We start from the raw sequence: 13,842 nt of genomic DNA, 5'->3' as shown, positions 1-13,842 counted from the left end.
TTTTGGAAAAGTCACTTGCGAGATGTTAACAAAATAATTGTCTTTTAATTTTAACATAATTTTTAGATAAAAAAATGTATGCGAAAACAGAAAACACGGCAGTGTTTTCTCGTCGGTTTTGCTTACTTTTGCCAAAAGTAAGGCCCCTTTGATTGCAATCAAAGGCGCGGGATTAAAAAAAATTTTAGGTTATCTTATATTGCCGTACAACTTGTCGATAGTTATTTATTTTTTCCATCATATAATCAATTTCTTGCTGAGAGTATTTATCTAAGCTTTTTCCTTTGGGAATGTAATACCTAATTAAGCGGTGCATATTTTCTATTGAACCTTTTTGTCATGAACTATATGGTTGGCATTTAAATAGTCTTTCAGTTGGAATAACCTGGTGCAATAAGACATTTTCACTACCATTATCAACTGTTAAAGTTTTAATGTCTAAGTTATGTTTCTTGATTAGTTTGAGAAGAGTTTGTTTTGTAGCTTTGGAGTTGCGTTTTGAGAGCATAGCATAAGACATTCTGGTTTGCCGTTCAATTATGGTCACAATACAATATGTATCATTGATTTTACCAATAACGGTGTCTAATTCAAAATGGCCGTGTTCAGAGCGATCATTAATATAAGCTGGACGTTTTGAAATTTCTGTAGCATATTTTAATGTTTTAGGTTTGGTTTGTTTTTTCTTCCTTATGCCATATTTGCCTTCAGATTTTTTAACAATGTGGTCAAATTCAAGGAAATAAGGGTATTTTTTGATTATTTTATAAATTGTACTAGGTGAAGGAGCAAATTCATCAGGGGATAATTTTTTAAAAGAATTCACAAGATAGGTAACTGATTTCTTAACTTCTTTTTGCTGCAAATTCTTTTTATTTCTATTTTTATTGTATGTATTAAGCTCACTATACCAATATTTTCTGTAGGCCTTTCATTTCTCTTTAATTGCATCACTTACAAAAAAGAGTCGCGAAAATGAATAACCTAATAAATGTTCGTATAGTTTAGTAAAATTAAGGGTTTTAACCCGCATTACTCTTTTTGAACACTTAGCACAAACATAGCGATTGTGTTTATCTAAACTAAGTGGTTTGCGATTTGTAATAATTTGGATTTTACTTTTTATACTTCGAATGTCTCTGTTAGAAATCTTAGCTACTTCTTGGATTGAGAAGCCTTCAGAAAGTTCTTGTAAAATATTAAAAAGTTGTTCTAGATCGATTTGATCTGATCGTAATTTTCGATGCGACTCAAGAGCTCCTTGCATTTTCAAGATAGTGTTGTAATTCTCTTCAATTTTAAAATGTTGATATTTATTTTCTTTTCGATATTTGTCAAAAACACAAATATATTTTTCTAAATTTTTCATATAATTTTAAGGTCTCCTTTCATTTTTTTAAAATTTATTAATACAACTATTTTATTACAAGGCAGACAAAAACAATGTCACATGCAAAAAAACTTGCATGTGACATTTCCAATTAATATACTTAAAAAATAATATGTGTTAAAATATAAAAACAAGAAAGATAGATAAATATGTTTTTTAAATTTTACAAAGCAAAAGGTGATTATTCGAATAAACGAATTAGACAATTAGCAAAGGAATTAAATGTCAAAAAAATTGGACATTTAGGTATTTTGGATCCATTAGCCCAAGGCTTAATGATTGTAGCTACTAATGAAGATACACGTTTATTGGAATATATTCAAAATAAAGATAAAGTGTATATTGCAAAAGCAAAATTATTTTGAGAAAGTGATACTTTAGATATAACCGGCAATTTAATTCAAAAGCCAAGTAAAAATATTAGCGAAGAAGATTTAATTAAAGCAATAAACAAAGTAAGTAAATTTACAAGCCAAATTCCGCCTGTTTATAGTGCTAAAAAAATAAATGGCAAAAAAGCTTATGAATATGCAAGGGAAAATAAAGAAATAACATTGAAACCCCAACAAATTAATATTAATGAGCTTAAAATACTTTCATATTCAAAAGAGAACTGTGAATTTAAAATACTTGCTGATGTTTCACATGGCACATATATCCGCACTTTACTTTGTGATATTGCAAGTTTATTAAATACAACATGTGTTATGAGTGAATTAAAACGGCTTAGCATTGGTAAAATTCAACTAAATAATTTGCATCCAAATGAATATGAGCAAGTGAAAAATGATGAATTATTTAATTTACCAATTTATGAAGCGAATGAACCAGAATTAAAACTTTTATTAAATGGAGCTAGTTTTAAAGTAAATTTAGAAAATAAGAGTGAAATTTTTATTGTAAATCCTACAACAAACGAGATTTGTGCTGTAGGCTTAGTTAAAGAACAAGTGTTTTATCCTAAAAAAGTATTTTTAAAGAGGTGTATATGAAAAATTTAAAAGAAATTATTAAAGTTGCGGCTTTTGACATTGATGGAACATTATTGCCTAATGGTGATATTGTGTTTCCTGACAAAATTAAAAAAATGTTTCAAGAACTTAAAGATAATAATGTAGTCAGTGTTGTTGCTACGGCACGAGAATTTGCAACAATTGGTGATTTTTTAGAACAATTAGCACCAGTTGATTATTTTATTGGTGCTAATGGCTCATTTATTTGGGATGTTAAAGCCCAAAAATTTATTTATAAATCAACTATTGATAAAAAAGTTGTGTTAGATATTTATGACAAATTCCAAGATCAAGATGTGCAAATTTCGGTTACTGATTTTGATAAAGTTTATAAAAGTCCAAATATGAATTTAGATACATGGTTTATTAAGCCATTTAAAGATAATTATTTAGATTATCAAGATTGAATGTTGCAAAATACTGATTTATATGTAATTACTTTTGGAACTAATGAACCAGCTAAAGTTTCAAAGCAAGTTCAAGAATATATTGACCAAAATAATTTAGATGTTGAAATTGAATCAAGATGATCAAGAGGCTTTTGGGTAAGCCCGAAAAATGTAACTAAAAGTAATGCATTAAGAATTTTATGTGAACATTTAGGTTTTAGCATGGATAATTTAATTGCCTTTGGTGATAGTTCAAATGACTATGAAATGCTCCGCGATGCTTTTTATGGTGTTGCGATGCAACGAGCTAATGAGAGGCTTAAAAGTGTCGCCAATGATATAGCTTTAGATTGCGAATATGATGGGGCATATTTAAAATTAAAAGAATTAAAAATTATATAAATGAATGATTTAGAAATTTATACTTTAGATAATTTTGAAACAAAAGAATCAGATAATTTTTTGCTTGGAAGTTTTGAATCTTTTCACTTAGGCCATTATCAACTTTATCAAGAAGCTTTAAAACATCCTGGCCGAATCATTTTAGTTACTTTTCAGCAAGATAGTTTCGACTTTAAAAATAAAGGGAAATATTTTCAAGGTAATCATGCTAACTATTTTAATTTGGCACAATTAAACATAGATTGTGTAATTGAACTAGATTTTGCAAAAGTTAGAAGTTGTGCAGCTTTAGAATTTTTAAATAAATTAAGCAATAAAAAGTCAATCAAAGTATTTGTTGGGCAAGATTTTATTTTTGGTAGTGACCGACTTCGCGCAACTGAATTAGATCTAAGCAATAATTCATTAATTGATTTGCAGATTGTTGAAATTTTTAAATTTAAAAATCAAAAAATTTCAACAAGTTTATTAAAAGAATCTTTAGAATTTGGTGATTTAGATTTAATTAATGATTTATTAGTTTATAACTTTACCATTGATGCAATTTATCATGAAACTAAGTTATTAGTTAATCAAAAACAACTTTTAATGCATCCAGGTATTTATTTAACGATTTTATATTTAGATGCTTTAGCCTATTTATCTTTAACACATGTGTCATTGCAAAAAGAACTATTTTGTTATTTATTATCATCTGAACTTAATTTACTCAAAGATTTAAAAGAGAAAAAATGCTATGTGGAATTTTTAACTAAGCAAAGATTAATTATTTCTAGTTCACAAGATCAACTTACCAAAGAAGACTACCAAGTTGCAAAAAATTATTTAGTCAATTTGAAAAATGCTTAAGTTATGATATAATAAGCAAGCTTAGTATAAGCAAAACAATAATTTTATTCTTGGTTATAACAGCAAAATAGAGTTATAACTAGGTTTAAAACATAATAGATTTATTTAATATATAAGGAGATATTATGGTTTCAAAAGCTAAAAAAGCTGAATTAGTTAAAAAATTCGGTAAAAACAATAAAGATACTGGTAATGTTTTAGTACAAATTGCAATTCTTACAGAAGATATTGAATTACTAAAACCACACTTTTCAAAAAATCCTAAGGACAATCACTCTCGTCGAGGGTTCTTGGCTAAAATTGCACAACGTAAAGTATTATTAAAACACCTTAAAGAAGCAAACTTAGAAGAATACAACAAAATTACCGACGCATTAAATATCCGTAAGTAATTTATTAGTTAGGAGAATTAGAATATGGCAAGAAGATGTCAATTATCAGGTGTTGGACCTTTATCAGGAAACACTCGTTCACATGCTATGAATGCTTCAAAAAGAAAATTCAATGTTAACTTACAAAGAGTAAGAGTGACAATTGATGGTAGAAGAATGACTTTACGTGTTAGTGCAAAAACTCTTAAAACCTTAAAAACAAAAGGTTTAATATAATTAATAAACCAGCAAATTAATATTTGCTGATTTATTTTATTTTTTTAAAAGATATGTTTTTCCTAGTTAGACCTCTTCTTATCTTTGTGAAATTGTCAAGAATTTGACAATTTCGTCATTTTTAGACATGAGAAAATGGAGTATTAGTTCCTATAACTTTTTTTATGAAGCCACCAACATCTTCATTGGGTTTAAATTAATATATATATATATATATATATATATATATAACAAAAATATAAAGTTAATATTTACCATATTATAATGGTTATATTTAAATAATGTACAAAAACCATAATTAATTATCTTATATAAATATAATATATATTATTGTGTTATATTATGGGTCGCTTGTTTTTATAACAATTCAATGAATTATTATATTTTTTAAATATCACTAAAAAAACAACCCAACAAAAAAATAAAAAAATATTTTGGTTTTTATTTTTTTGTACTATAATTATCTTGCGCTTTTTGAAAAAGCAGCATGAAGTTCTTTGAAAACTAGATATACACACAAAACATGACAGTCAATTTTTTCGAGAGTTTGATCCTGGCTCAGGATGAACGCTGGCTGTGTGCCTAATACATGCATGTCGAGCGGAGTTCTTTTAGAACTTAGCGGCGAATGGGTGAGTAACACGTACTTAACATACCTCTTAGATTGGGATAACGGTGAGAAATTATCGCTAATACCGGGTACTTATATAGTTCGCATGAATTATATATAAAAGGAGCCTTAAAGCTTCACTAAGAGATTGGGGTGCGGAACATTAGCTAGTTGGTAAGGTAATGGCTTACCAAGGCGATGATGTTTAGCGGGGTTGAGAGACTGATCCGCCACACTGGGACTGAGATACGGCCCAGACTCCTACGGGAGGCAGCAGTAGGGAATTTTCCACAATGGACGAAAGTCTGATGGAGCGACACAGCGTGCAGGATGAAGGCCTTCGGGTTGTAAACTGCTGTTATAAGGGAAGAAAAAGCATTAGAGGAAATGCTAGTGCCTTGACGGTACCTTGTCAGAAAGCAACGGCTAACTATGTGCCAGCAGCCGCGGTAATACATAGGTTGCAAGCGTTATCCGGAATTATTGGGCGTAAAGCGTCTGTAGGTTGTATGTTAAGTCTGGCGTGAAAACTTGGGGCTCAACCCCAAATTGCGTTGGATACTGGCATGCTAGAATTGTGTAGAGGTTAGCGGAATTCCTAGTGAAGCGGTGAAATGCGTAGATATTAGGAAGAACACCAATTTGGCGAAGGCAGCTAACTGGGCACATATTGACACTGAGAGACGAAAGCGTGGGGAGCAAACAGGATTAGATACCCTGGTAGTCCACGCTGTAAACGATGATGATTAGCTGATAGAAAATCTATTGGCGCAGCTAACGCATTAAATCATCCGCCTGAGTAGTATGCTCGCAAGAGTGAAACTTAAAGGAATTGACGGGGATCCGCACAAGCGGTGGAGCATGTGGTTTAATTTGAAGATACGCGTAGAACCTTACCCACTCTTGACATCTTCTGCAAAGCTATAGAGATATAGCGGAGGCTAACAGAATGACAGATGGTGCATGGTTGTCGTCAGCTCGTGTCGTGAGATGTTCGGTTAAGTCCTGCAACGAGCGCAACCCTTATCCTTAGTTAATTTTCTAGGGAGACTGCCCGAGTAATTGGGAGGAAGGTGGGGACGACGTCAAATCATCATGCCTCTTACGAGTGGGGCAACACACGTGCTACAATGGATAGTACAAAGAGACGCAAAATGGTGACATCAAGCAAATCTCAAAAAACTATTCTCAGTTCGGATTGTAGTCTGCAACTCGACTACATGAAGTCGGAATCGCTAGTAATCGTAGATCAGCTACGCTACGGTGAATACGTTCTCGGGTCTTGTACACACCGCCCGTCACACCATGGGAGCTGGTAATGCCCGAAGTCGGTTTTGTTAACTACGGAGACAACTGCCTAAGGCAGGGCCGGTGACTGGGGTGAAGTCGTAACAAGGTATCCCTACGAGAACGTGGGGATGGATTACCTCCTTTCTACGGAGTACATTAAGTTACAATTCATTTTAGTAACAATTACCAATTTATGATATGGTTATCATTTCTTATTTAATGTCATGGTTGAGATAACCCAACATGTATATCTAGTTTTGAGAGAACTTCTCTCATTTTGTTCTTTGAAAACTGAATAGTAAAGATAAATTAATATAACAACGACATCAAAAAATAAATTAGTCAATTTGTTTTGGATAACCGAGTAATTATTTTATAAATAATTTATTAAAATGTCTTTGAATACATCAACAACAATAGGTAAATATTGAACTTTTAAATAAGTAAGAGTGAGTGGTGGATGCCTTGGGTCTGGAAGTCGATGAAGGACGTGATTACCTGCGATAAGCCTCGTGGAGCTGGATATGAGCTACGATACGGGGATTTCCGAATGGGGAAACCTAGTTAGAGTAATGTCTAACTGCTTCAAGATGAATAAAATAGTCTTGATTGCGAGACACGTTGTGAACTGAAACATCTTAGTAGCAACAGGAAAAGAAAATAAAATATGATTCCATTAGTAGCGGCGAGCGAAAGTGGAAGAGCCCAAACCACCTTAGGGTGGGGTTGTAGGACTATCTACATAAAGTTACAAATTTTTGTTATAGCAGAAAAAGTTGGGAAACTTTAGCATAGAGGGTGATACTCCCGTATGCGAAATAGCAAAAACTTTTGATAGCATCCTGAGTAGGGCGGGGCACGTGAAACCCTGTCTGAATCTGCCGGGACCATCCGGTAAGGCTAAATACTAACCAGACACCGATAGTGAACTAGTACCGTGAGGGAAAGGTGAAAAGAACCCCGGGAGGGGAGTGAAATAGATTCTGAAACCACTTACTTACAATTAGTCAGAGGCCGTTAATGGCTGATGGCGTACATCTTGCAGTATGGACCGGCGAGTTATGTTAACATGCGAGGTTAAGCGGAAAAAAGCGGAGCCGCAGAGAAATCGAGTCTTAATAGGGCGTTTAGTATGTTGACATATACCCGAAACCAGGTGATCTATTCATGAGCAGGCTGAAGCTTGGGTAATACCAAGTGGAGGGCCGAACCGTAGTACGCTGAAAAGTGCCCGGATGACTTGTGAATAGCGGAGAAATTCCAATCGAACTTGGAGATAGCTGGTTCTCCTCGAAATAGCTTTAGGGCTAGCGTGTGATGTTAAACTTTGGTGGTAGAGCACTGAATATGGAATGGCCGCGCCTAGCGGTACTGACTATAATCAAACTCCGAATACCATTGTGTATTGTCATGCAGTCGGAACCGGGGTGCTAACGTCCCGGCTCGCGAGGGCAACAACCCAGATCGTCGGCTAAGGTCCCAAAATTATGTTAAGTCAGAAAGGTTGTGAGATTTCATAAACAACTAGGAGGTTGGCTTAGAAGCAGCCACCCTTTAAAGAGTGCGTAATAGCTCACTAGTCAAGAGATCTTGCGCCAATAATGTAACGGGAGTAAAACATAATACCGAAGCCACGGGTACGTAAGTACGTTAGAGGAGCGTTCTTAATGCAACGAAGTCAGACCGTGAGGACTGGTGGAGCGTTAAGAAGTGAGAATGCCGGTATGAGTAACGATTCGTAGTGAGAATCTACGACGCCTATTGGGAAAGGTTTCCTGGGGAAGGTTCGTCCACCCAGGGTTAGTCAGGACCTAAGGAGAGGCTGAAAAGCGTATCTGATGGATAACAGGTTAATATTCCTGTACTGCCTTGTTATAGTGATGGAGTGACGGAGAAGGATAGCACTACCTATTAATGGATTTAGGGGTAAGTAGTGACTGGTGAATATAGTTAAATGCGTATTCTATAACTGGGAGCTACGATGCATAAGGCTTTGGCCTGAATTGTGTGATTTCATACTTCCAAGAAAAGCTTCTAAACGTTTAAATAACAGGGTACCTGTACCGAGAACGGACACACGTTCCCAAGATGAGTATTCTAAGGCGAGCGAGAAAACCAATGTTAAGGAACTCTGCAAATTAACCCCGTAAGTTCGCGATAAGGGGTGCCAACATTAAACCGTTGGCCACAGTAAATTGTGAGGGGCAACTGTTTATCAAAAACACAGCTCTCTGCTAAACCGCAAGGTGATGTATAGGGGGTGAAGCCTGCCCAGTGCCCGAAGGTTAAGTGGATGCGTTAGCTTAATGCGAAGCGTTGAAATGAAGCCCGGGTGAACGGCGGCCGTAACTATAACGGTCCTAAGGTAGCGAAATTCCTTGTCGGCTAAATACTGACCTGCACGAAAGGCGCAATGATCTCTCAACTGTCTCAACATTGGACTCGGTGAAATTATGGTCCCAGTGAAAACGCTGGGTACCCGCATCAAGACGAAAAGACCCCATGGAGCTTTACTACAACTTCGTATTGAAACTTGGCCTAACATGTGTAGGATAGGTGGGAGACAGTGAGATCAAGGCGCTAGCCTTGAAGGAGTCAACCTTGAAATACCACCCTTGGTATGTTGAGTTTCTAACCTGCCGCCGTTATCCGGCGGGGAGACAGTGCGTGGTGGGTAGTTTGACTGGGGCGGTCGCCTCCTAAAAGGTAACGGAGGCGTTCAAAGGTACACTCAATACGGTCAGAAACCGTATGTAGAGCGCAAAGGTAGAAGTGTGCTTGACTGCGAGACCTACAAGTCGAGCAGGTGCGAAAGCAGGACTTAGTGATCCGGCTGTACGTCATGGAACGGCAGTCGCTCAACGGATAAAAGTTACCCTGGGGATAACAGGCTTATCTTGCCCAAGAGATCACATCGACGGCAAGGTTTGGCACCTCGATGTCGGCTCATCGCATCCTGGAGCTGGAGTCGGTTCCAAGGGTTTGGCTGTTCGCCAATTAAAGCGGTACGCGAGCTGGGTTCAGAACGTCGTGAGACAGTTCGGTCCCTATCTGATGTGGGCGTTGGAATATTGATGAGAGCTGCTCTTAGTACGAGAGGACCGGAGTGGACGTACCGCTGGTGTTCCAGTTGTTCCGCCAGGAGCATAGCTGGGTAGCTACGTACGGAAGGGATAACCGCTGAAAGCATCTAAGTGGGAAGCCTCCTCAAAGATAAGTATTCCCTTGAAATTCCTTGTAGACTACGAGGTTGATAGGATGGAAGTGTAAGTGTAGTAATACATTCAGCTGACCATTACTAATAAATTGATAGGTTTAAAAGTTAAATGTATTCATGACATTTTAATAAATTACTTTACTGTTCAGTTTTCAGAGAATAAGTAAAAACTCCCCTCAGGGGAGTTTTTTGTTAAAGGTTAAAAAGTTAATTTGTTTGTAAAACTAAAATATTTTATTAAATGGACTAACATATTTAGGATATATGATCAATCCTTAAATTAATTTTAGTTTTTTAATTTTTGTATTAATTTTAAAATTATGTAAAAACTATTTAATTCTATTGTGTTTTTCTTAGAAATGAATGATATGTAAAATTCTTTATAAAATGTAAGCAAGATATAGTGAAAGTATAAGTGAATTAATTTATTTAATAAATTTATTAAATGGAAATGTCACATGCAAGTTTTTTGCATGTGACATTGTTTTTGTCTACCTTGTAATAAAATAGTTGTATTAATAAATTTTAAAAAAATGAAAGGAGACTTTAAAATTATATGAAAAATTTAGAAAAATATATTTGTGTTTTTGACAAATATCGAAAAGAAAATAAATATCAACACTTTAAAATCGAAGAGAATTACAACACTATTTTGAAAATGCAAGGAGCTCTTGGGACACAACGAAAATTACGATCAGATCAAATCGATCTAGAACAACTTTATAATATTTTACAAGAACTTTCTGAAGGCTTCTCAATCCAAGAAGTAGCCAAGATTTTTGATAGAGACATTCGAAGTATAAAAAGCAAAATCCAAATTATTACAAATCGCAGACCACTTAGTTTAGATAAACAAAATCGCTATGTTTGTCCGAAGTGTTCAAAAAGAGTAATGCGGGTTAAAACCCTTAATTTTACCAAACTATATGAACATTTATCAGGGTATTCGTTTTCGCGACTCTTTTTTGTAAGTGATACAATTAAAGAGAAATGAAAGGCCTACAGAAAATATTGGTATAGTGAGCTTAATACATACAATAAAAATAGAAATAAAAAGAATTTGCAGCAAAAAGAAGTTAAGAAATCAGTTACCTATCTTGTGAATTCTTTTAAAAAATTATCACCTGATGAATTCGCTCCTTCACCTAGTACAATTTATAAAATAATCAAAAAATACCCTTATTTCCTTGAATTTGACCACATTGTTAAAAAATCTGAAGGAAAATATGGCATAAGGAAGAAGAAACAAACCAAACCTAAAACATTAAAATATGCTACAGAAATTTCGAAACGTCCAGCTTATATTAATGATCGCTCTGAACACGGCCATTTTGAATTAGACACCGTTATTGGTACAATCAATGATACATATTGTATTGTAACCATAATTGAACGGCAAACCAGAATGTCTTATGCTATGCTCTCAAAACGCAACTCCAAAGCTATAAAACAAACTCTTCTAAAGCTAATCAAGAAACATAACTTAGACATTAAAACTTTAACAGTTGATAATGGTAGTGAAAATGTCTTATTGCACCAGGTTATTCCAACTGAAAGACTATTTAAATGCCAACCATATAGTTCATGACAAAAAGGTTCAATAGAAAATATGCACCGCTTAATTAGGTATTACATTCCCAAAGGAAAAAGTCTAGATAAATACTCTCAGCAAGAAATTGATTATATGATGGATAAAATAAATAACTATCGGCAAGTTGTAAGGCAATATAAGATAACCTAAAAACTTTTTTAATCCCCCGCCTTTGATTGCAATCAAAGGGGCCTTACTTTTGGCAAAAGTAAGCAAAACCGACGAGAAAACACTGCCGTGTTTTCTGTTTTCGCATACATTTTTTATGTAAAATTTATGTTAAAATTAAAACGCAATTATTTTGTTAATATCTCGCAAGTGACTTTTCCAAAAAACAGGCTTTTATTTTGTTATTTTAATATTTCGAAAATATCATTTTTTTAATATAATAGAGATATATTTAAATAGTTAGGAGTAAAATTGCAAAATTTAACACTCTCTTTATCAAAGTTATTTTATAAATTTAATAATAAATGGAAAGATTTTTGATCACGTAAAGAACTTTGAAAAAAGGGGATTTTCACATTTTTCTTATTAATAATTTTTATAACTGGCACGACAATTACCGCACCATTTATCAAACTTTCAAATATTAACCAAATTAATGATAATTCATTTTTAAATACTTTAAATTTAATTGGTGGAGGAGGGCTGCGCCAATTTTCAATGTTCGCCCTAGGGATTAGTCCCTTTATTAATGCATCCTTAATTATGATGGTTTTACAATCAAAACTTGTACCACCAATTCATAAGATGAGTCAATCAGGACCACAAGGTAGGCGTAAGATCAACATTATGACACGTTTTATCACTCTTGTGATAGCTTATCCACAAGCTGTATTTTTAACAAGATCATTATCATCAGGAAATTTACGCTCAAGTTTTATCCAAATTACTGGAACAGATATTTTTTCTGAAACTACTATTGTTTATTTCTTAGTGCCAATGATCTTAACTGCCGCTTCATTATTTGCTCTTTTTATTAGCGAGCAAATCACAAATAAAGGAATTGGTAATGGAACTTCTTTAATAATTTTTACAGGAATCGCTGCAAGATTACCATTCCAATTCCAATCTGCTTTTGTTTACTATATTGGTGATTTAAAAAGTCAAAATATTGTTGGAGATATCTTAAGCTTTATTTCATATGTTTTTACATATTTAGTTGTTCTTTTAATTATTGCTATTGTGTATGTAGCAGAAAGACATATTCCAATTCAACAAGTTGGGGCTGGAAGATCTAAAAATAAAAAAGAAATTGGTAAATTGCCAATTAAGCTAAATCCAGGTGGAATTATGCCTATTATTTTTGCAATGATGGTTTTATCATTTCCATCAATGATTGCAAATATTTTGCCGCAAACTAATGCAGCAAAGCAATGAATTGACCTTAACATGCAATTCACTTCACCAGTAGGTTTTGGACTTTTAGTTGGAATCGTATTTTTCTTCTCATTAATTATGGGTATTCAACAATCAAAAGTAGATAAAGTAGCTGAAGACTTTACTAAGAATTCTACTTATATCCCAGGCCTTAGACCCGGAGAAGATACACAAGATTATTTAATTGCAGTTGTCTTTAGATTAAGTGTTTTTTCATCATTTTACTTAGTAATTTTAGCAAGTATGCAATTTGTGCAAACAATGACCGGAATTTTACCACAAAGTATTGCCTTTGGTGGAACTAGTCTAATGATTTTAGTTTCAACAGCATTAGAAACAGTTGGTCAATTAAAAGCACGTAATAAATCAAATAAACTTTCGTTAGCTAAACACCAAACATATAAAAACTTAGAATTAGCTAATGATGATGAAAATAACATTAATAAAAATGAAGGACTTTTATGGTAAAAACAAATTTAATTTTTATGGGAGCTCCAGGCGCAGGAAAAGGTACAGTGGCCTCAATTCTTGCAAATCAAACAAATTTAGTACATTTATCAACTGGAAATATTTTTCGTAATGAAATAAAGAATCAAACGGAACTTGGCAAACAAGTTGAATATTATGTTAATTCTGGTGGTTATGTCCCAGATTCAGTCACTAATAACATTGTTTTAAATGCTATTAATAAATTTAAAGCAGAAGGTAAATACTTTATTTTAGATGGGTATCCTCGCACGAAAGAACAAGCTGAATTTCTAAATCAACAACAAGATTTTTCCTTTAAAATTATTAAATTAGATGTTCCAAATGAAGTCATTATCGAGCGTTTAAGTGGTCGCAGGTTGTGTAAAAAATGTGGAACAAGTTACCATATAAGTTTTAAACCCCCTAAAGTTAGTGGACTTTGTGATCTAGATAATCAAGAATTAATTATTCGTGAAGATGACAAACCAGATAAAATTAATAATCGTTTAAAGATCTACGAAGAGCAAACAAAACCTTTATTAGATTTTTATCAAAATCAAGGTCATTTCATCAATATTTCAGCTACTTTAAGCCCGGATGAAGTTTCTCAAAAAGTATTAGAATTAATTTAA

9 protein-coding genes and 2 rRNA genes are annotated in these 13,842 nt (G+C 33.7%); 10 read left to right on the top strand and 1 reads right to left on the bottom strand.

Features of this window, described 5'->3' with window-relative positions:
• Window positions 1-184: 184 nt before the first annotated feature.
• Window positions 185-1,369, bottom strand: coding sequence for an IS30 family transposase (locus tag AC0B4N_RS00055; protein WP_465101895.1), 1,185 nt, complete (start codon window positions 1,367-1,369; stop codon window positions 185-187).
• Between the two features lie 170 nt (window positions 1,370-1,539).
• Here AC0B4N_RS00055 and truB point away from each other — a divergent pair, with 170 nt between their 5' ends.
• The 10 genes from truB to AC0B4N_RS00005 all read left to right on the top strand — a co-directional run bounded on the left by truB (window position 1,540) and on the right by AC0B4N_RS00005 (window position 13,842).
• The gene (gene truB / locus AC0B4N_RS00050) at window positions 1,540-2,391 is read left to right on the top strand and encodes a tRNA pseudouridine(55) synthase TruB (protein ID WP_465101894.1); all 852 of its coding nucleotides are present in this window, start codon (window positions 1,540-1,542) and stop codon (window positions 2,389-2,391) included.
• Window positions 2,379-3,194, top strand: a complete 816-nt coding sequence (locus tag AC0B4N_RS00045; protein WP_465101893.1) for a YcsE-related riboflavin metabolism phosphatase — start codon at window positions 2,379-2,381, stop codon at window positions 3,192-3,194. Before truB ends, AC0B4N_RS00045 begins: the two co-directional genes overlap by 13 nt.
• The gene (locus AC0B4N_RS00040; RefSeq protein ID WP_465101892.1) at window positions 3,195-4,043 is read left to right on the top strand and encodes an FAD synthase; all 849 of its coding nucleotides are present in this window, start codon (window positions 3,195-3,197) and stop codon (window positions 4,041-4,043) included.
• Window positions 4,044-4,168: 125 nt separating this feature from the next.
• Window positions 4,169-4,435, top strand: a complete 267-nt coding sequence (gene rpsO, locus AC0B4N_RS00035) for a 30S ribosomal protein S15 (protein WP_465101891.1) — start codon at window positions 4,169-4,171, stop codon at window positions 4,433-4,435.
• Window positions 4,436-4,459: 24 nt separating this feature from the next.
• Window positions 4,460-4,651 (top strand): 50S ribosomal protein L28, encoded by a 192-nt coding sequence (rpmB, locus tag AC0B4N_RS00030; protein ID WP_465101890.1) that lies wholly within the window; start codon window positions 4,460-4,462, stop codon window positions 4,649-4,651.
• A gap of 535 nt (window positions 4,652-5,186) precedes the next feature.
• Window positions 5,187-6,695, top strand: a 16S ribosomal RNA gene (locus tag AC0B4N_RS00025).
• A 289-nt stretch (window positions 6,696-6,984) separates the two neighbouring features.
• Window positions 6,985-9,874: ribosomal RNA gene (locus tag AC0B4N_RS00020) — 23S ribosomal RNA — on the top strand.
• Together the 16S and 23S rRNA genes form the textbook arrangement of a ribosomal RNA operon.
• A 450-nt stretch (window positions 9,875-10,324) precedes the next feature.
• Window positions 10,325-11,509 carry an IS30 family transposase gene (locus AC0B4N_RS00015; RefSeq protein WP_465101889.1) on the top strand — a complete coding sequence of 395 codons (1,185 nt, stop codon included), beginning with the start codon at window positions 10,325-10,327 and terminating at the stop codon, window positions 11,507-11,509.
• Window positions 11,510-11,779: 270 nt separating this feature from the next.
• A complete protein-coding gene (gene secY / locus AC0B4N_RS00010) occupies window positions 11,780-13,210 on the top strand; it encodes a preprotein translocase subunit SecY (protein WP_465101888.1) in 1,431 nt (476 codons plus the stop codon).
• Window positions 13,204-13,842, top strand: coding sequence for an adenylate kinase family protein (locus AC0B4N_RS00005; protein WP_465101210.1), 639 nt, complete (start codon window positions 13,204-13,206; stop codon window positions 13,840-13,842). Before secY ends, AC0B4N_RS00005 begins: the two co-directional genes overlap by 7 nt.

Source organism: Mycoplasma sp. 13536, from assembly GCF_055523495.1.
Note: the sequence above shows the minus strand (reverse complement) of the source record. Positions and strands in the feature narration are given on the sequence as shown.